This is a genomic window from Salmonella sp. SAL04213 (assembly GCF_046550535.1).
GTDB lineage: Bacteria > Pseudomonadota > Gammaproteobacteria > Enterobacterales > Enterobacteriaceae > Salmonella > Salmonella enterica.
Map to the genome: position 1 here is coordinate 342,896 of NZ_JBGDXS010000002.1, position 20,269 is coordinate 363,164.

The window sequence follows — 20,269 nt, forward strand, 5'->3', positions numbered from 1 at the left end:
GGTAAGTCATTACCGCTGCTTTTTTTTGCCTTGCCTTCGCGTTAATCGCCCGACTGCGCATCCTGTCATAGTCAACAGCGGAAGGATGATGTCGTGCTTATCTTATTAGGTTACCTGGTGGTTATCGGTACAGTTTTCGGCGGTTATGTCATGACCGGCGGGCACCTTGGGGCACTCTATCAACCTGCTGAACTGGTCATCATTGGCGGCGCGGGGATAGGGGCGTTCATTGTCGGCAACAACGGGAAGGCCATCAAAGGCACGATGAAAGCGATCCCGTTGTTATTTCGTCGTTCGAAATACACAAAATCTATGTACATGGATTTGCTGGCGTTGCTCTATCGCCTGATGGCCAAATCACGCCAGCAGGGGATGTTCTCCCTTGAACGCGATATTGAAAATCCGAAAGAGAGTGAAATCTTCGCCAGTTATCCGCGTATTCTGGCCGATGCGGTAATGCTTGATTTTATTGTCGATTATCTGCGCCTGATCATCAGCGGCAACATGAATACGTTCGAAATTGAAGCGTTGATGGATGAAGAGATTGAAACCCATGAAAGCGAGGCGGAAGTCCCGGCCAACAGTCTGGCGATGGTGGGGGATTCGCTGCCTGCCTTTGGTATCGTCGCGGCGGTAATGGGGGTGGTTCACGCTCTGGCTTCAGCCGATCGTCCGGCAGCGGAGTTGGGGGCGCTGATTGCCCATGCCATGGTAGGTACGTTCCTCGGTATTTTACTGGCTTATGGATTCATTTCACCGTTAGCGACCGTTTTGCGCCAGAAGAGCGCCGAAACCACCAAGATGATGCAGTGCGTAAAAATTACACTGCTGTCTAATCTGAACGGCTATGCGCCGCCGATTGCCGTGGAATTTGGACGTAAAACGCTTTATTCCAGTGAGCGTCCATCATTTATTGAGTTGGAAGAACACGTTCGCGCAGTGAGAAACCCAAACCAGCAGCAGACGACTGAGGAAGCATGAAAAATCAGGCTCATCCCATTGTCGTCGTAAAACGCCGCAGGCACAAACCGCACGGCGGCGGGGCGCACGGTTCCTGGAAAATTGCCTACGCCGATTTTATGACGGCGATGATGGCTTTTTTTCTGGTGATGTGGCTGATTTCCATCTCCAGCCCTAAAGAATTAATTCAGATTGCCGAATATTTTCGTACGCCGTTGGCCACCGCGGTAACGGGGGGGAATCGGATTGCCAATAGCGAGAGCCCGATACCAGGCGGCGGCGATGATTACACCCAACAGCAGGGTGAAGTGGAAAAGCAGCCGAATATCGACGAGCTGAAAAAACGGATGGAGCAGAGTCGGTTAAACAAACTGCGCGGCGATCTGGATCAACTGATCGAATCCGATCCCAAACTGCGCGCGTTACGTCCGCATCTGAAAATTGATTTAGTTCAGGAGGGGTTGCGCATCCAGATTATCGACAGCCAGAACCGCCCGATGTTTAAAACCGGTAGCGCCGAAGTTGAGCCGTATATGCGCGATATCCTGCGTGCGATTGCGCCAGTGTTAAACGGTATACCTAATCGCATTAGCCTGGCCGGCCATACCGATGACTTTCCCTACGCGAACGGCGAAAAAGGCTATAGCAACTGGGAGTTATCCGCCGATCGCGCCAATGCCTCGCGTCGCGAACTGGTCGCTGGCGGGCTGGATAACGGAAAAGTATTACGGGTGGTTGGCATGGCCGCCACGATGCGGCTGAGCGATCGCGGTCCTGATGACGCCATCAACCGCCGTATAAGCCTGCTGGTGTTAAACAAACAGGCGGAACAGGCCATTTTGCATGAAAACGCTGAAAGCCAGAATGAGCCGGTAAGTGTATTACAACAGCCTGCGGCAGCCCCGCCGGCAAGCGTACCCACATCGCCAAAAGCGGAACCGAGGTGATAGCGTGAGCATGGATATTAGCGATTTTTATCAGACATTTTTTGATGAAGCTGACGAGCTGTTGGCTGATATGGAGCAGCATCTGCTGGATTTGGTGCCGGAATCCCCGGACGCTGAACAACTGAACGCCATTTTTCGCGCGGCGCACTCCATTAAAGGCGGCGCGGGCACATTCGGCTTCACTATTCTGCAGGAAACCACACATTTAATGGAAAACCTGCTGGATGAAGCCCGACGCGGTGAAATGCAGCTCAATACCGACATTATCAACCTGTTTTTGGAAACGAAAGATATTATGCAGGAACAGCTCGACGCCTATAAAAACTCCGAAGAGCCGGATGCCGCAAGCTTCGAATATATCTGCAATGCGCTACGCCAGTTGGCGCTGGAGGCGAAAGGCGAAACCACGCCGGCGGTCGTAGAAACCGCGGCACTAAGCGCGGCGATCCAGGAAGAGAGCGTAGCCGAAACTGAATCGCCTCGTGACGAGAGTAAACTGCGCATTGTACTTTCACGGTTGAAAGCCAATGAGGTCGATTTGCTTGAAGAAGAGTTGGGCAATCTGGCTACTCTGACGGATGTCGTTAAGGGAGCGGATTCACTGTCGGCAACTCTGGATGGCAGCGTCGCGGAAGATGACATTGTCGCGGTGCTCTGTTTTGTCATCGAGGCCGATCAGATCGCTTTTGAAAAAGTGGTCGCCGCGCCGGTTGAAAAAGCGCAAGAGAAAACCGAGGTAGCGCCGGTAGCGCCTCCGGCAGTCGTTGCGCCAGCCGCCAAAAGCGCGGCCCATGAACATCATGCGGGGCGTGAAAAACCTGCGCGTGAACGCGAGTCCACCAGCATTCGCGTGGCGGTAGAGAAAGTGGATCAGCTCATAAACCTGGTCGGCGAGTTAGTGATTACCCAGTCAATGTTGGCCCAGCGTTCTAACGAGCTGGACCCGGTAAACCACGGCGATCTCATTACCAGTATGGGTCAGTTACAACGTAACGCCCGCGACTTACAAGAGTCGGTGATGTCGATTCGTATGATGCCTATGGAGTACGTCTTCAGCCGTTTCCCGCGTCTGGTACGCGATTTAGCGGGCAAACTGGGCAAGCAGGTAGAGCTGACGCTGGTGGGGAGCTCCACTGAACTTGATAAAAGCCTGATCGAACGCATTATCGACCCGCTGACGCACCTGGTGCGCAACAGTCTCGACCACGGGATTGAAATGCCGGAAAAACGCCTTGAGGCGGGGAAAAATGTTGTCGGCAATCTGATTCTTTCCGCAGAACATCAGGGCGGGAATATTTGTATTGAAGTGACCGATGACGGCGCGGGGCTTAACCGTGAGCGTATCCTGGCGAAGGCCATGTCGCAGGGGATGGCGGTGAATGAAAACATGACCGACGATGAAGTAGGCATGTTGATCTTCGCGCCGGGATTCTCAACTGCGGAACAGGTCACGGATGTCTCCGGTCGCGGCGTTGGCATGGATGTGGTGAAACGTAACATTCAGGAGATGGGCGGTCACGTTGAGATCCAGTCAAAACAAGGCTCCGGCACCACGATTCGTATTCTGCTGCCGCTGACGCTGGCCATCCTCGATGGGATGTCGGTTCGCGTGGCGGGGGAAGTTTTTATCCTGCCGTTAAATGCGGTGATGGAGTCGCTGCAACCGCGTGAAGAGGATCTTCATCCGCTGGCGGGCGGCGAACGGGTTCTGGAAGTTCGCGGCGAGTATTTGCCGCTGGTCGAATTGTGGAAAGTGTTTGACGTGGACGGGGCGAAAACCGAAGCCACGCAGGGCATTGTTGTGATCCTGCAAAGCGCGGGACGCCGTTACGCGCTGCTGGTCGATCAGCTCATCGGTCAGCACCAGGTGGTGGTCAAAAATCTGGAAAGCAATTATCGCAAGGTACCGGGGATTTCCGCCGCGACGATCCTGGGCGACGGCAGCGTCGCGCTGATTGTTGATGTTTCCGCATTGCAGGGTTTAAACCGCGAACAACGTATGGCGATCACAGCCGCCTGATTGAGTGAGAAGGGAATAATATGACCGGTATGAGTAATGTAAGCAAACTGGCCGGCGAGCCGTCAGGTCAGGAATTCCTGGTGTTTACACTGGGAAATGAAGAGTACGGCATCGATATCCTGAAAGTGCAGGAGATCCGTGGCTATGACCAGGTGACGCGCATCGCCAATACACCGGCCTTTATAAAAGGGGTGACTAACCTGCGCGGCGTGATTGTCCCCATTGTCGATCTGCGCGTGAAATTCTGCGAAGGCGACGTTGAGTACGATGACAATACGGTAGTGATCGTACTGAATCTGGGGCAACGTGTCGTCGGGATAGTGGTAGACGGCGTGTCTGACGTACTGTCGTTAACGGCGGAACAGATCCGTCCGGCGCCAGAATTTGCCGTGACCTTGTCAACAGAATATTTGACGGGATTGGGCGCGCTCGGCGAGCGTATGCTGATTCTGGTGAATATCGAAAAACTGCTTAACAGCGAAGAGATGGCGCTGCTGGATATCGCAGCATCACACGTCGCGTAATAACGTTGCCGGATGGCGTCGCGCCATTCGGCAATATTCACCGTTATGCTTCCGCCAGCGGTGAGAGTGCCTCTTCATCGCCCGCGCCCAGCCCCTGCATTTTGCGCCGACATCGCCGCTGCGACGCTGTTATTGTCAATATCGTCTTCCGGAACAGCGTATTTCCTTTTTGCAAAAGTAAAGTTATCACCGCAGGTGCCGATAACGTTGATAACTCGTTATCAGGAAGGTGCCTTATGTTTAACCGTATCCGCGTTGTCACAATGCTGATGATGGTGCTGGGGGTTTTCGCACTGCTACAGCTTGTTTCCGGTGGTTTGCTGTTTTCTTCATTACAGCATAACCAGCAAGGTTTTGTTATTTCTAACGAATTACGTCAGCAACAAAGCGAACTCACGTCGACATGGGACTTAATGCTGCAAACGCGCATTAACCTGAGCCGCTCCGCCGCACGCATGATGATGGACGCTTCTAACCAGCAGAGCAGCGCCAAAACGGATTTACTCCAAAATGCAAAAACGACCCTCGCACAGGCGGCGGCGCACTACGCCAATTTCAAAAACATGACGCCATTGCCAGCGATGGCGGAGGCCAGCGCGAACGTCGATGAAAAATATCAGCGCTATCAGGCCGCATTAGCCGAACTTATTCAGTTTCTGGACAATGGCAATATGGATGCCTACTTCGCCCAGCCAACCCAGGGAATGCAAAACGCGTTGGGCGAGGCGCTGGGCAATTACGCCCGGGTGAGCGAAAACCTGTACCGCCAGACATTTGATCAAAGCGCTCATGACTACCGTTTTGCGCAATGGCAACTGGGGGGGCTTGCGGTCGTGCTGGTGCTGATTTTGATGGTGGTTTGGTTCGGCATTCGTCATGCCCTGCTTAACCCATTAGCGCGAGTGATTACTCATATCCGTGAAATTGCCAGCGGCGATCTGACGAAAACGCTCACCGTCTCAGGACGTAATGAAATTGGCGAACTGGCGGGAACGGTTGAACATATGCAACGCTCGCTGATTGACACCGTGACGCAGGTTCGTGAAGGTTCGGATGCGATTTATTCCGGCACCAGTGAAATTGCCGCCGGTAATACCGACCTCTCTTCCCGTACCGAACAACAAGCCTCCGCTCTGGAGGAGACGGCGGCCAGCATGGAACAACTGACGGCCACCGTGAAGCAAAACGCCGATAATGCCCGTCAGGCTTCGCAACTGGCGCAAAGCGCCTCCGAGACCGCGCGTCATGGCGGCAAAGTGGTCGACGGCGTAGTAAACACTATGCACGAAATTGCCGACAGTTCGAAAAAAATCGCTGACATTATCAGCGTTATCGACGGTATTGCCTTCCAGACTAACATTCTGGCGCTGAACGCGGCGGTAGAAGCGGCGCGCGCGGGAGAGCAGGGGCGCGGTTTTGCGGTCGTGGCAGGCGAGGTGCGTAATCTGGCCAGCCGCAGTGCCCAGGCGGCGAAAGAAATAAAAGCGTTGATTGAAGATTCCGTCTCGCGTGTCGATACCGGTTCAGTGCTGGTGGAAAGCGCCGGGGAAACCATGACTGACATCGTCAATGCCGTTACGCGCGTCACGGATATCATGGGCGAAATCGCCTCCGCCTCGGATGAGCAAAGCCGGGGTATCGATCAGGTCGCTTTGGCCGTTTCCGAAATGGATCGCGTAACGCAACAGAACGCCTCGCTGGTTCAGGAATCCGCAGCGGCCGCCGCCGCGCTGGAAGAGCAGGCCAGCCGTCTGACCCAGGCGGTATCGGCTTTCCGCCTGGCATCGCGACCGCTGGCGGTAAATAAACCTGAGATGCGTTTATCAGCGGACGCTCAGTCCGGCAATACGCCGCGGCCCTTAGCCGCCGGGGATGATGCGAACTGGGAAACCTTCTGATCGACGTGCGCTGTGTGCTGTCGGTTATCGATTAATTTGCGAACCCGCCGATCCCTTTCGTCTGGTTCGCATAGATAAAAGCAAAAAATGTGTAATACGGGAAGCATGGCGCTGCCGCAGGGCGCGCCCGTTGTACTTTGAATGTGATTAAGAAGGCGCTATGACATCATCTCTGCCCTCCGGGCAAACGTCAGTATTGTTACAGATGACACAGCGCCTCGCGCTGTCCGACGCGCATTTTCGTCGGATATGTCAATTAATCTACCAGCGCGCAGGGATCGTGCTGGCCGACCATAAGCGGGATATGGTTTATAACCGCCTGGTCCGTCGGCTGCGTGCCCTGGGACTGGATGATTTTGGCCGTTATCTCAGTATGCTGGAGGCTAATCAAAACAGCGCTGAGTGGCAGGCTTTTATCAACGCTCTGACTACCAACCTGACCGCTTTTTTTCGCGAGGCGCACCATTTTCCCATCCTTGCGGAACATGCGCGTCGCCGCCACGGCGAGTATCGCGTCTGGAGTGCGGCGGCATCGACAGGAGAAGAACCTTACAGTATCGCCATTACGCTGGCGGATGCGTTAGGGATGGCCCCCGGTCGCTGGAAAGTATTCGCCAGCGATATTGATACTGAAGTGCTGGAAAAAGCGAGAAGCGGTATTTATCGCCTCAGCGAACTGAAAACGTTATCGCCGCAGCAGCTACAACGTTACTTCATGCGCGGTACGGGGCCGCATGAAGGACTGGTGCGCGTGCGTCAGGAACTGGCCAATTATGTTGAATTTTCCTCCGTTAATTTGTTGGAAAAGCAGTACAACGTACCCGGTCCCTTTGACGCGATTTTTTGCCGTAACGTCATGATCTATTTTGATAAAACGACTCAGGAGGACATTCTGCGCCGTTTTGTTCCACTCCTTAAACCTGACGGACTGTTGTTTGCCGGTCACTCAGAAAACTTTAGCAACCTCGTGCGCGAGTTTAGCCTGCGCGGACAGACGGTGTATGCGCTAAGTAAGGATAAAGCATGAGTAAAATCAGGGTATTGTCAGTTGATGATTCCGCGCTAATGCGCCAAATCATGACTGAAATTATTAATAGCCATAGCGATATGGAGATGGTGGCGACTGCGCCGGACCCGTTGGTCGCCAGGGATCTCATCAAAAAATTTAATCCGGACGTATTGACCCTGGACGTTGAGATGCCGCGTATGGACGGCCTCGATTTTCTGGAAAAACTGATGCGCCTGCGACCGATGCCGGTGGTGATGGTCTCTTCGCTGACCGGGAAAGGTTCCGAAGTGACGCTACGGGCGCTGGAGTTGGGGGCCATCGATTTTGTCACTAAACCGCAGCTTGGCATTCGTGAAGGTATGCTGGCGTATAGCGAGATGATCGCCGAAAAAGTGCGTACCGCCGCGCGGGCCCGCATCGCCGCACATAAACCGATGGCGGCCCCGACAACCTTAAAAGCGGGTCCGCTGCTCAGTTCGGAAAAACTGATTGCTATCGGCGCTTCAACGGGCGGTACTGAAGCTATCCGACATGTGCTGCAACCGCTGCCGCTTTCCAGTCCGGCAGTGATTATTACGCAGCATATGCCGCCTGGCTTTACCCGCTCGTTTGCCGAGCGTCTGAATAAACTCTGTCAAATCAGCGTGAAGGAGGCCGAGGACGGCGAACGCGTATTGCCAGGTCATGCCTACATTGCGCCCGGCGACAAGCATATGGAGCTGGCGCGTAGCGGGGCGAATTATCAAATCAAAATTCATGATGGCCCGCCGGTAAACCGGCATCGGCCTTCCGTGGATGTGCTGTTTCATTCGGTGGCGAAACACGCGGGGCGCAACGCCGTAGGCGTCATTCTTACGGGGATGGGCAACGATGGCGCCGCTGGAATGTTAGCGATGTACCAGGCTGGCGCCTGGACCATTGCGCAAAACGAAGCAAGTTGTGTGGTGTTCGGCATGCCGCGCGAGGCCATCAATATGGGTGGCGTAAGCGAAGTGGTCGATCTTAGCCAGGTAAGCCAGCAGATGCTGGCGAAAATCAGTGCCGGACAGGCGATACGTATTTGAACCAGGAGTAGTATTTTATGGCGGATAAAGAGCTTAAATTTTTGGTTGTGGATGACTTTTCGACCATGCGTCGTATCGTGCGCAACCTCTTAAAAGAGCTTGGATTTAACAATGTGGAAGAGGCCGAAGACGGCGTCGACGCACTGAACAAGCTCCAGGCGGGCGGCTTTGGTTTTATTATCTCCGACTGGAATATGCCGAACATGGATGGCCTGGAGCTGCTGAAAACCATTCGCGCCGATAGCGCCATGTCGGCGTTACCCGTGTTGATGGTCACGGCGGAAGCCAAAAAAGAGAATATTATCGCCGCCGCACAGGCTGGCGCCAGCGGTTATGTCGTAAAACCGTTCACCGCAGCGACTCTGGAAGAGAAGCTCAACAAAATCTTTGAGAAACTGGGCATGTGAGGATGCGATGATGATGCAACCATCTATCAAGCCTGCTGATGAAGGCTCAGCAGGAGACATCATTGCGCGCATCGGTAGTCTGACCCGAATGCTGCGCGACAGCCTGCGTGAACTGGGGCTGGACCAGGCGATTGCCGAAGCGGCGGAGGCGATCCCTGATGCGCGCGACCGTCTGGATTATGTCGTCCAGATGACGGCGCAGGCGGCGGAACGCGCGCTAAACAGTGTCGAAGCCTCGCAGCCGCATCAGGATGCGATGGAAAAAGAGGCGAAAGCGCTAACCCAACGTTGGGACGAGTGGTTTGACAATCCGATCGAGCTTTCCGACGCCCGTGAACTGGTGACGGATACGCGCCAGTTTCTCAGGGATGTCCCGGGCCATACCAGCTTTACTAATGCGCAACTGCTGGACATCATGATGGCGCAGGATTTCCAGGATCTGACGGGTCAGGTGATCAAACGCATGATGGACGTGATTCAGGAGATTGAGCGCCAGTTGTTAATGGTGCTGCTGGAAAACATCCCGGAACAGAGCGCGCGACCAAAACGCGAGAACGAAAGCTTGCTCAACGGCCCGCAGGTGGATACCTCGAAAGCTGGCGTCGTCGCCAGTCAGGATCAGGTGGACGACCTGCTGGACAGTCTTGGCTTTTAAGCTTTTTTGACCTGATGGCGCTGCGCTTATCGGGTCCGAATCCGTCAACCCGGCCGGATACGATACTTTCTTATCGTATCCGGCTATCTCTATTAACGCCATAAACCCCGCCTTTTTTACCGCTTACTCTGCCCATTGGCGTAAAGCGGTTCTGGCATCATTCTCGCTTATCAATCTATCCAGGGTTTCCTGCGTGGCAGAAGAGAGCGACGACGACAAAACAGAAGCCCCCACACCCCACCGACTTGAAAAAGCGCGGGAAGAAGGGCAGATCCCCCGTTCCAGAGAACTGACCTCACTGCTGATATTGCTGGTGGGCGTTTGTATTATTTGGTTCGGCGGCGAGTCGTTAGCGCGGCAGCTGGCGGGAATGCTCTCAGCAGGCCTGCACTTCGATCACCGTATGGTGAACGATCCTAACCTGATCCTGGGGCAGATAATTTTGCTGATTAAAGCGGCGATGATGGCACTGCTACCGCTCATCGCGGGCGTGGTGCTGGTGGCGCTTATCTCGCCGGTTATGCTTGGCGGCCTGATTTTTAGCGGTAAGTCGCTACAGCCAAAATTTTCTAAATTAAACCCGCTGCCGGGAATTAAGCGCATGTTTTCGGCGCAGACCGGCGCGGAACTGCTAAAAGCGGTGTTGAAATCCACGCTGGTCGGCTGCGTTACCGGCTTTTATCTCTGGCATCACTGGCCGCAAATGATGCGCCTGATGGCGGAGTCGCCGATCGTCGCAATGGGGAATGCGCTGGATCTGGTTGGACTCTGCGCGTTACTGGTGGTACTGGGCGTGATTCCGATGGTGGGATTTGACGTGTTTTTCCAGATCTTTAGCCACCTGAAAAAATTACGCATGTCGCGGCAGGACATTCGCGACGAATTTAAAGAGAGCGAAGGCGATCCGCATGTTAAGGGCAAAATTCGCCAGATGCAACGCGCCGCCGCGCAGCGCCGCATGATGGAAGATGTGCCGAAAGCGGACGTCATTGTCACTAACCCGACGCACTATTCCGTGGCGCTGCAGTATGACGAAAACAAAATGAGCGCGCCGAAAGTGGTCGCGAAGGGGGCTGGATTAATAGCGCTGCGCATTCGCGAGATCGGCGCTGAACATCGGGTTCCCACTTTAGAAGCGCCGCCGCTGGCGCGGGCACTATATCGCCACGCCGAAATTGGTCAGCAAATTCCCGGGCAGTTATATGCTGCCGTTGCGGAAGTGTTGGCCTGGGTCTGGCAGCTTAAACGCTGGCGGCTTGCGGGCGGGCAACGTCCTCCACAACCTGAGAACCTTCCGGTGCCAGAAGCGCTGGATTTTATGAACGAGAAGAATACTGATGGCTAATCTGGTCGCGATGCTGCGCCTGCCCAGCAACCTGAAATCGACGCAATGGCAAATTCTTGCCGGGCCGATCCTCATTCTGCTGATTTTGTCGATGATGGTGCTGCCGCTGCCTGCTTTTATCCTCGACTTATTGTTTACCTTTAATATTGCGCTATCGATCATGGTGCTGCTGGTGGCAATGTTTACCCAGCGCACTCTGGATTTTGCCGCGTTTCCGACCATCCTGCTGTTTACCACGCTACTGCGTCTGGCGCTTAACGTAGCCTCAACGCGCATTATTTTGATGGAAGGGCATACCGGCGCGGCGGCGGCGGGAAAGGTGGTGGAGGCGTTCGGTCATTTCCTGGTCGGCGGTAACTTCGCGATCGGGATTGTGGTTTTTATCATCCTCGTCATTATCAACTTCATGGTCATCACCAAAGGCGCCGGACGTATTGCCGAAGTCGGCGCGCGCTTTGTGCTGGACGGTATGCCCGGTAAGCAAATGGCGATTGACGCCGATCTTAATGCCGGTCTGATTGGTGAAGACGAGGCCAAAAAACGGCGTTCGGAAGTCACTCAGGAAGCCGACTTCTACGGCTCGATGGACGGGGCAAGTAAATTTGTGCGCGGCGACGCCATCGCCGGTATTCTGATCATGGTCATTAACGTGGTCGGCGGGCTGCTGGTCGGCGTATTGCAGCACGGAATGAGCATGGGCAGCGCGGCGGAAAGCTACACCCTGCTGACCATTGGCGACGGCCTGGTCGCCCAGATCCCGGCGCTGGTTATCTCCACGGCGGCGGGCGTCATTGTGACCCGCGTCAGTACCGATCAGGATGTAGGCGAGCAGATGGTTGGCCAACTGTTCAGTAATCCAAGGGTGATGCTGCTGGCGGCGGCGGTGCTGGGGCTGCTTGGCATGGTGCCAGGAATGCCTAACCTGGTATTTTTACTTTTTACCGCCGCTTTGCTCGGCCTGGCATGGTGGCTGCGCGGGCGTGAAGAAAAAGCGCCAGAGGAGCCGCAGCCGGTAAAAATGCCGGAAAATAACTCGGTGGTCGAAGCCACCTGGAATGACGTACAGCTTGAGGATTCACTGGGAATGGAAGTGGGTTACCGCCTGATCCCGATGGTGGATTTTCAACAGGATGGCGAATTGCTCGGACGTATTCGCAGCATTCGTAAAAAATTCGCGCAGGATATGGGGTTCCTGCCGCCGGTGGTCCATATTCGCGACAATATGGATTTACAGCCTGCGCGCTACCGTATTTTGATGAAAGGGGTAGAGATTGGCAGCGGGGACGCCTATCCGGGACGTTGGCTGGCTATTAACCCCGGCACGGCGGCGGGAACGCTACCGGGCGAGAAAACCGTCGATCCAGCTTTTGGCCTTGATGCCATCTGGATTGAAAGCGCCCTGAAAGAGCAGGCGCAAATTCAGGGCTTTACCGTCGTGGAAGCCAGTACCGTTGTGGCGACGCACCTTAACCACTTGATTGGCCAATTCTCCGCCGAACTGTTTGGCCGCCAGGAAGCGCAGCAACTGTTGGATCGTGTCTCTCAGGAGATGCCTAAACTCACGGAAGATCTGGTCCCAGGCGTCGTGACCCTCACGACTTTACACAAAGTCCTGCAAAACTTACTGGCGGAAAAAGTCCCTATTCGCGATATGCGCACCATTCTGGAAACGCTGGCGGAACATGCGCCGTTACAAAGCGATCCGCATGAATTAACCGCCGTGGTACGCGTGGCATTAGGGCGAGCGATTACGCAACAGTGGTTCCCCGGTAATGAAGAAGTGCAGGTGATTGGCCTGGATACCGCGCTGGAGCGTTTGCTGCTTCAGGCATTGCAGGGCGGCGGTGGACTTGAGCCTGGGTTGGCGGATCGCCTGCTGGCGCAGACGCAAGAAGCGCTTTCTCGCCAGGAAATGCTTGGCGCGCCGCCGGTATTACTGGTTAACCATGCGCTACGTCCATTATTGTCCCGCTTTTTGCGGCGCAGTTTACCGCAGCTGGTGGTGTTGTCGAACCTTGAGCTTTCCGATAACCGTCATATCCGCATGACGGCGACCATTGGAGGAAAATAATGCGTAAATGGCTGGCATTGTTGCTCTTTCCCCTGACGGTTCAGGCCGCAGGCGAAGGCGCGTGGCAGGATAGCGGTATGGGCGTAACCTTAAATTACCGGGGCGTTTCCGCATCGTCTTCGCCATTGTCGGCGCGTCAGCCGGTTTCCGGTGTGATGACACTGGTCGCCTGGCGTTATGAACTGAATGGCCCGACTCCCGCGGGCTTACGGGTACGTTTATGTTCCCAGTCCCGTTGCGTAGAACTTGATGGTCAGAGTGGCACGACCCACGGTTTTGCTCATGTTCCCGCAGTCGAGCCGCTCCGCTTTGTCTGGGAAGTCCCCGGCGGCGGCCGACTTATCCCGGCGTTAAAAGTGCGGAGCAATCAGGTGATTGTGAACTACCGCTAACCGCCCCTTTCTTTGCCAGGTAGCAGACCTGACTCTCTTTTTGAATAAATAGAAACGCCGTTTTATAAAATAGTGAGGTAGGTTGCCGAACTCTTTGTGTTTTTGCCATTTACGCTCTGGCAATGGCAGAAACAAAAAGGTTTCCGCCCAGCTTAGCTTTTACTGTAGCGAATCGACTGCGTCGGCGGTAAAACTGCACGCAGCACTGAATTCGACATTACACAGAGGTTAAGCAAATGATGGTTTATCCAGTCAAACACAGTCCGCTATTGCGTCAGCCTGAGCATTTTATCGCCAGAGATGAACTAAAAGCCCTGGTGCAAAAGGTGACGCATAACCTGGTCAATATTAAAGATGAGACAGGCGAATTTTTATTGCGACTGGACGACGGACGCGTGATCGATACTAAAGGCTGGGCCGGATGGGAGTGGACGCACGGCGTGGGCCTGTACGGAATGTATCACTATTACCAACAGACCGGCGACCAGACGATGCGTAAGATCATTGATGACTGGTTTGCCGATCGTTTTGCGGAAGGCGCGACGACGAAAAACGTTAATACGATGGCGCCGTTTTTAACGTTGGCGTATCGCTATGAAGAGACGCGTAATCCAGCGTATTTACCGTGGCTGGAAACGTGGGCCGAATGGGCGATGAATGAAATGCCCCGTACCGATCACGGCGGAATGCAGCACATCACGCTGGCGGAGGAAAATCATCAGCAGATGTGGGACGACACGCTAATGATGACGGTGCTGCCGCTGGCGAAAATCGGTAAACTGTTGAACCGGCCGGAATACGTGGAAGAGGCAACCTATCAGTTCCTGCTACACGTGCAAAATTTGATGGATAAAGAGACGGGGCTGTGGTTCCACGGCTGGAGCTATGACGGTCATCATAACTTCGCTAACGCTCGCTGGGCGCGCGGCAACAGCTGGCTGACCATTGTGATCCCGGATTTTCTTGAACTGCTGGACTTGCCGGAAAATAATGCCGTGCGCCGTTACCTGGTCCAGGTACTGAATGCGCAGATCGCCGCGCTGGCGAAATGTCAGGATGAAAGCGGTTTGTGGCATACGCTGCTTGACGATCCGCACTCTTATCTTGAGGCGTCGGCGACGGCGGGTTTTGCCTACGGTATTCTTAAAGCGGTGCGCAAACGCTATGTCGAACGGCACTATGCGCAGGTGGCGGAAAAAGCTATTCGGGGGATAGTGAAACATATCTCGCCGGAAGGTGAACTGCTGCAAACGTCATTTGGCACTGGCATGGGCCACGATCTCGATTTTTACCGTCATATTCCGTTGACCTCTATGCCTTACGGGCAGGCGATGGCAATGCTGTGTTTGACGGAATATCTGCGTAACTATTTCTGATGTATGCAGATATTCCGGTCGTATCCTTGTCTGATGGCGCTTTGCTTATTTGATTATGGCGCCTGACCCGACTGTGTGGTATCAGCCTGTGGATCAAACAGGTGGTCAAGGATTTTTCGCATGATGGGCGCGGCGGTAACGCCGTCGCTTCCGCCGTTTTCCAGAATCAAGGCAATAGCGACCTTAGGGTTTTTATACGGTGCAAAAGCGGTATAAAACACATGATCGCGCAGGCGAATGGGGATCATTTTCGCGTTGTAGGTCTGATTTTCTTTCAGGCTAAATACCTGCGACGTGCCGCTTTTGGCCGCAATGCCGTAGGGCGCGGTGTGAAAGAACTTATAGCCCGTTCCGTTGGGTGCATTCGCCATGCCGTACATCGCCTGACGCACCAGTCCCCAGTATGGCGACGCCGGATCGGCTATCTGTGCCGGTGTTCCTGAAGGGCGATACGGAACCACCGTTTTGCCGCTCTCTTCATTGAGTAACAGGTGAGGGGCAATCACCTTACCGTTGTTGATGAGCGCCACCATCGCTTTTACCATCTGGATGGGGGTGGCAATCCAGTAACCCTGGCCGATGCCGACAGAGATGGTATCGCCCTGATACCAGGCTTTTTTATGGACCCGCTGTTTCCATGCGCGGCTGGGAAGCAGCCCGTCATACTCTTCATTAAGGTCGATGCCCGTCGGTTTGCCATAGCCGAACTGAGACAACATCGTGTCGATACGGTCAATACCCATCATATAAGCGACCTGATAGAAAAAGGTATCCGCAGATTCCTCAATCGCTTTAGTGACATCCAGCATACCGTGTCCGGTTTTTTTCCAGTCCCGGTAATGACGCTGCGTGCCGGGAAGCGTCCAGGTTGGCGCGCCAAAGAAGGTGGTTTGCGGCGTAATAATCCCGCTTAACAGCGCGGACATTGCCATATAGGGTTTAACCGTTGACGCCGGAGGATAAAGCCCTTGCGTCACGCGGTTGATCAGCGGCAGATTTTTATCGTGCAGCAGTTTGCCGTAATCCTGATAGCTAATGCCTTTTACAAAGGGGTTCGGGTCGTAGCTGGGCATAGATACCATCGCCAGCACTGAACCATCGTGCGGATCTTCAACCAGTACGGCAGCACGCTGCCCGGCCAGCAAACTTTCAATGTACTCTTGTAAATGGAGATCCAGCGTCAGGTGAATATTCTTACCCGCGATGGGAGGAACGTCTTTCAGCAGGCGGACAATACGCCCGTGATTATCCACCTCGACCTCCTGATAGCCGGTTTTACCATGAAGATCGTTTTCGTAGTAACGCTCAATCCCCTGTTTACCGATGTTATGGTCCGCCGCGTAATTCTCTGCCAGCCCTTTTTTATCCAGCGCTTTAAGGTCGTTATCGTTTATCTTTGACACGTAACCGAGAACATGCGCCAGCTCCGCGCCGTAAGGATACTGCCGATCCTGATAGCTATTGATCGTGACGCCGTTGAAATGAAACTGATTGACCGCAAAGCGTGCGATTTCAACATCCGTTAGCGCGTTTTTGAGCACCACCGGACGATAGCGGCTACTGGATTTTAGCGCGCGGCGAAAGTCGGCGATATCATCGGGGGAGAGATCAACAATAGGGGTGAGCTGTTTTAGCAGCGCATCCATATCGGCAATTTTATAGGGCGTAACCGCGATATCATACCAGGTTACGTTACGCACCAGCGGAATGCCGTTGCGATCGTAAATGATGCCGCGCGTGGGCGCGACGGGTAGCATCTTGATATCGTTCTCATTCGAACGGGTGGTGTAGTAGTGGTGCTGGCGGATTTGCAAGTTATAGAGGTTGAAGATCAGGATACCAAAGCAGACAACCACTACACCAAACGCCACAATCACACGTCTCAGGAAGAGTTTCTCTTCCGCATCAAAGTCTTTAAAAGTCATTACCTGTACCTGAACAATCCGCCGCCTAATGATACGGGGCGGTCAGCGCCAGCACAGGTAAAAGATGTTCCATCTCTCTATAGAAATGTGTCATTCCTTGTGATTTGTTACAGATATACCGCTGTGGCAATAAAAAGGCCTGAGTCCGTTACCCGGAGTCAGGCCTGATGATGTTAACGACGGCGCGTTTACATGCGTTCTACGGTTTCGATACCCAACGTATCCAGACCCAGTTTCAGCGTCTTCGCCGTCAGTTGCGCCAGTTTTAGGCGGCTATTGCGAACCGCGTCATTCTCGGCGCTGAGAATAGGGCAGTGCTCGTAGAAGCCGGAGAACAGCCCGGCGACGTCATACAGATACGCGCACATGACGTGCGGCGTACCTTCACGCGCGACCACCGTCAGGGTTTCTTCAAACTGCAGCAGACGGGCAGCGAGTTGCGCTTCGCGATCTTCGCTAATGATAACCGGCGCGCTCGCCAGCGCCTGCTCGTCGATGTCCGCTTTACGGAAAACAGACAGCACACGCGTATAGGCATACTGCATATAAGGTGCGGTATTGCCTTCGAAAGCCAACATATTATCCCAGTCGAAGATATAGTCAGTGGTGCGGTTTTTTGACAAATCGGCGTATTTCACCGCGCCAATACCGACGGCGTTAGCCAGTTTTTCCAGCTCGTCAGCCGGCATATCCGGGTTCTTCTCCGCCACCAGACGACGCGCGCGCTCCAGCGCCTCATCCAACAGGTCCGCCAGTTTCACCGTACCGCCCGCGCGAGTTTTAAACGGTTTACCGTCTTTACCCAACATCATGCCGAACATGTGGTGTTCCAGCGGAACGGAATCCGGCACATAACCGGCTTTGCGCACAATGGTCCAGGCTTGCATCAGGTGCTGGTGCTGACGGGAGTCAATGTAGTAGAGCACGCGGTCGGCGTGCAGCGTTTCGTAACGGTATTTGGCGCAGGCGATATCGGTAGTGGTATACAGATAACCGCCATCTTTCTTCTGAATAATGACGCCCATCGGGTCGCCTTCCTTGTTTTTAAACTCATCAAGGAAAACCACCGTTGCGCCTTCGCTTTCAACCGCCAGGCCTTTGGCTTTCAGATCGGCGACGATGCCCGGCAGCATCGGATTATACAGACTTTCGCCCATCACATCGTCACGCGTCAGAGTGACGTTCAGACGATCATAGGTGATCTGGTTTTGCGTCATCGTGATATCAACCAGCTTACGCCACATCTCACGGAAATAGGTATCACCGCTCTGCAATTTGACGACGTAGTTACGCGCGCGCTCGGCAAACGCTTCATCTTCGTCATAATGCTTTTTCGCATCGCGGTAAAATCCTTCGAGATCCGCCAGCGCCATGTCGCCCGCGTTTTCCTGCTGCTGTTTTTCCAGCCAGGCGATAAGCATACCGAACTGGGTGCCCCAGTCGCCGACGTGGTTAGCGCGAATAACATGATGGCCCAGAAACTCCAGCGTGCGCACTGCCGCATCGCCGATAATCGTGGAGCGTAGATGACCGACGTGCATCTCTTTCGCGACGTTGGGCGCGGAGTAGTCGACGACAATCGTCTGACGAGTCGGCTGAGAAACGCCCAGACGTTCGGAGGCCAGCGCCTGCTGCACCTGTTCAGCGAGAAAAGCCGGTTCGAGGAAAATATTGATAAAGCCAGGGCCGGCGATTTCAACCTTGCTGGCGATGCCGCTGAGATCCAGATGAGTCAGCACCTGCTCTGCAAGTTGTCGGGGGGCCATACCCAGTTTTTTCGCAACTGCCATCATGCCGTTGGCCTGATAGTCGCCGAACTGAACTTTGGCTGACTGACGAACCTGGGGCTCGCAATCTGCAGGCGCGCCTGCAGCAATCATGGCCTGACTAACTTTTTCTGAGAGAAGAGCCTGAATATTCACCGGAATACCTTACGTTTATGAAGCGGGCTGTATTGCCCGCGCCAGTTTAAGAATTAGGGCGGGAGTATACTGCAAATGCCCGTTGGCGTCAGCATTGCGCGCGCGGCGCGTCGCCTGAAATATACGCAACAATAATCTGCATAAGCATTCAATAAACGCCCAATCAAATCAAAGGTTGGTTGCCGGGGCGCAACAGCGTAAATTAGCGGTTTTCACAGCAAGAAGAGCGTCCTGATATGGCGAACTGGCAACACATTGATGAACTGCATGATATTTCCGCAGATTTACCGCGATTCACTCTGGCGTTCAGAGAACTTTCCACTCGCCTTGGTCTGCAGATTAGCGCCCTTGAGGCCGATCACATTTCATTGCGCTGTCACCAGAATACGACGGCGGAGCGTTGGCGTCGCGGTTTTGAACAATGCGGCGAGCTACTGTCGGAAAATATCATCAACGGCAGGCCGATTTGTCTGTTTAAACTGCATGAACCGGTATGTGTGGAACACTGGCGGTTTTCTGTTATTGAATTACCGTGGCCGGGAGAAAAACGCTATCCACACGAAGGGTGGGAGCATATTGAAATCGTGCTGCCCGGCGAGCCGGAGACCTTGAACGCGAGGGCTCTGGCGTTGTTGTCGGATGAGGGGCTTAGTCAGCCGGGGATCGTGGTTAAAACCAGTTCGCCACAGGGTGAGCATGAACGTTTGCCAAACCCTACGCTGGCCGTGACCGATGGCCGCGTCACGGTAAAATTTCATCCATGGTCGATTGAAGCGATTGTCGCCAGCGAACAGGCGGCCCATTAACCTGCCGAGCGGAGTGAATATGGCGTTACTTGAGATCTGTTGTTACAGCATGGAATGCGCGCTCACCGCGCAGCGAAACGGCGCGGATCGTATCGAACTGTGCGCCGCGCCGAAAGAAGGCGGGCTTACGCCTTCGCTGGGCGTCTTACGCAGCGTGCGCGAGCATATTACGATTCCCGTACATCCGATTATTCGTCCTCGTGGCGGGGATTTTTACTACACTGACGGCGAATTTGCCGCCATGCTGGAAGATATCCGCCTCGTCAGAGAGTTGGGGTTTCCCGGGCTGGTTACTGGCGTGTTGACCGTTGATGGGGATGTCGATATGTCGCGAATGGAAAAAATAATGGCGGCGGCCGGACCGCTGGCAGTGACATTCCACCGCGCCTTCGATATGTGCGCTAATCCCTTCAATGCGCTAAAGAATCTGGCTGACGCAGGCGTAGCAAGAGTACTGACTTCCGGGCAAAAAGCCGATGCGGCGCAAGGTTTATCAATAATTATGGAACTTATTGCCCAGGGGGATGCTCCAATCATTATGGCTGGTGCGGGGGTTCGTGCAAATAACCTGCAGAATTTCCTCGATGCCGGAGTACGGGAAGTACACAGTTCCGCCGGAGTCTTACTGCCTTCGCCGATGCGCTATCGCAATCAGGGGTTATCGATGTCTGCCGATATACAGGCGGACGAGTATTCTCGCTATAGGGTAGAGGGTGCGGCGGTCGCTGAAATGAAAGGAATCATTGTTCGCCATCAGGCCAAATGATTTTTACCGTTGCATCATGTCGCCCAATATGATGCTTGCTCGTACCAGGCCCCTGCCAATTCAACAGGGGCCTTTTTTTCTCCTTCATATTTCAAGCCGCAGCAGCGTTGGCCGCCTCGCGCACCCCGGTCACGTAGCTACCTACGTTCCCGGGGATTTGCTGCGTTGCCGCCTTGCTGCAA

17 protein-coding genes are annotated in these 20,269 nt (G+C 54.3%); 15 read left to right on the forward strand and 2 right to left on the reverse strand.

Going from position 1 to position 20,269, the window contains the following annotated elements:
• The first annotated feature begins 93 nt into the window (after window positions 1-93).
• From motA to ACLJPQ_RS06585, 13 genes are all read left to right on the forward strand, one after another.
• A complete protein-coding gene (motA, locus tag ACLJPQ_RS06525; RefSeq protein WP_000906312.1) occupies window positions 94-981 on the forward strand; it encodes a flagellar motor stator protein MotA in 888 nt (295 codons plus the stop codon).
• Window positions 978-1,907, forward strand: a complete 930-nt coding sequence (gene motB / locus ACLJPQ_RS06530) for a flagellar motor protein MotB (protein WP_000795653.1) — start codon at window positions 978-980, stop codon at window positions 1,905-1,907. The genes motA and motB overlap by 4 nt, the downstream gene beginning before the upstream one ends.
• Before the next feature lie 4 nt (window positions 1,908-1,911).
• Entirely contained in the window at window positions 1,912-3,927 is a 2,016-nt protein-coding gene (gene cheA, locus ACLJPQ_RS06535; RefSeq protein ID WP_000061302.1) for a chemotaxis protein CheA, read from the forward strand.
• A 20-nt stretch (window positions 3,928-3,947) separates the two neighbouring features.
• Window positions 3,948-4,451 carry a chemotaxis protein CheW gene (gene cheW / locus ACLJPQ_RS06540; RefSeq protein WP_000147295.1) on the forward strand — a complete coding sequence of 168 codons (504 nt, stop codon included), beginning with the start codon at window positions 3,948-3,950 and terminating at the stop codon, window positions 4,449-4,451.
• A 236-nt stretch (window positions 4,452-4,687) separates the two neighbouring features.
• Window positions 4,688-6,349: a methyl-accepting chemotaxis protein II gene (tar, locus tag ACLJPQ_RS06545; protein ID WP_000483264.1), complete on the forward strand. Its 1,662-nt coding sequence runs from the start codon at window positions 4,688-4,690 to the stop codon at window positions 6,347-6,349.
• 160 nt (window positions 6,350-6,509) lie between these two features.
• The gene (gene cheR / locus ACLJPQ_RS06550) at window positions 6,510-7,376 is read left to right on the forward strand and encodes a protein-glutamate O-methyltransferase CheR (RefSeq protein WP_000204362.1); all 867 of its coding nucleotides are present in this window, start codon (window positions 6,510-6,512) and stop codon (window positions 7,374-7,376) included.
• A complete protein-coding gene (gene cheB / locus ACLJPQ_RS06555) occupies window positions 7,373-8,422 on the forward strand; it encodes a protein-glutamate methylesterase/protein glutamine deamidase (RefSeq protein ID WP_000036392.1) in 1,050 nt (349 codons plus the stop codon). The genes cheR and cheB overlap by 4 nt, the downstream gene beginning before the upstream one ends.
• Before the next feature lie 17 nt (window positions 8,423-8,439).
• Complete coding sequence (gene cheY / locus ACLJPQ_RS06560) at window positions 8,440-8,829, forward strand: chemotaxis response regulator CheY (RefSeq protein WP_000763861.1); 390 nt, start codon at window positions 8,440-8,442, stop codon at window positions 8,827-8,829.
• A gap of 10 nt (window positions 8,830-8,839) precedes the next feature.
• A complete protein-coding gene (gene cheZ / locus ACLJPQ_RS06565; protein WP_000983586.1) occupies window positions 8,840-9,484 on the forward strand; it encodes a protein phosphatase CheZ in 645 nt (214 codons plus the stop codon).
• 193 nt (window positions 9,485-9,677) lie between these two features.
• Window positions 9,678-10,829 carry a flagellar biosynthesis protein FlhB gene (flhB, locus tag ACLJPQ_RS06570; RefSeq protein WP_000797081.1) on the forward strand — a complete coding sequence of 384 codons (1,152 nt, stop codon included), beginning with the start codon at window positions 9,678-9,680 and terminating at the stop codon, window positions 10,827-10,829.
• Window positions 10,822-12,900 carry a flagellar biosynthesis protein FlhA gene (flhA, locus tag ACLJPQ_RS06575; protein WP_000002392.1) on the forward strand — a complete coding sequence of 693 codons (2,079 nt, stop codon included), beginning with the start codon at window positions 10,822-10,824 and terminating at the stop codon, window positions 12,898-12,900. The genes flhB and flhA overlap by 8 nt, the downstream gene beginning before the upstream one ends.
• On the forward strand, window positions 12,900-13,292 hold the full coding sequence (gene flhe, locus ACLJPQ_RS06580) for a flagellar protein FlhE (protein ID WP_001233619.1): 393 nt from the start codon (window positions 12,900-12,902) through the stop codon (window positions 13,290-13,292). The genes flhA and flhe overlap by 1 nt, the downstream gene beginning before the upstream one ends.
• Before the next feature lie 236 nt (window positions 13,293-13,528).
• Complete coding sequence (locus ACLJPQ_RS06585) at window positions 13,529-14,668, forward strand: glycoside hydrolase family 105 protein (protein ID WP_000989908.1); 1,140 nt, start codon at window positions 13,529-13,531, stop codon at window positions 14,666-14,668.
• Between the two features lie 53 nt (window positions 14,669-14,721).
• Here the strand turns inward: ACLJPQ_RS06585 and mrdA are convergent, their stop codons facing one another.
• Together mrdA and argS are read right to left on the reverse strand one after the other, a co-directional pair.
• Window positions 14,722-16,593, reverse strand: a complete 1,872-nt coding sequence (gene mrdA / locus ACLJPQ_RS06590) for a penicillin-binding protein 2 (protein WP_031601848.1) — start codon at window positions 16,591-16,593, stop codon at window positions 14,722-14,724.
• Between the two features lie 188 nt (window positions 16,594-16,781).
• Window positions 16,782-18,515, reverse strand: a complete 1,734-nt coding sequence (argS, locus tag ACLJPQ_RS06595) for an arginine--tRNA ligase (RefSeq protein WP_001025365.1) — start codon at window positions 18,513-18,515, stop codon at window positions 16,782-16,784.
• 236 nt (window positions 18,516-18,751) lie between these two features.
• Between argS and ACLJPQ_RS06600 the strand changes: the two genes are divergently transcribed.
• Together ACLJPQ_RS06600 and cutC are read left to right on the forward strand one after the other, a co-directional pair.
• Window positions 18,752-19,321, forward strand: a complete 570-nt coding sequence (locus ACLJPQ_RS06600) for a VOC family protein (RefSeq protein ID WP_000024796.1) — start codon at window positions 18,752-18,754, stop codon at window positions 19,319-19,321.
• A gap of 19 nt (window positions 19,322-19,340) precedes the next feature.
• The gene (gene cutC / locus ACLJPQ_RS06605; RefSeq protein ID WP_001185779.1) at window positions 19,341-20,087 is read left to right on the forward strand and encodes a copper homeostasis protein CutC; all 747 of its coding nucleotides are present in this window, start codon (window positions 19,341-19,343) and stop codon (window positions 20,085-20,087) included.
• Window positions 20,088-20,269 lie beyond the last annotated feature (182 nt).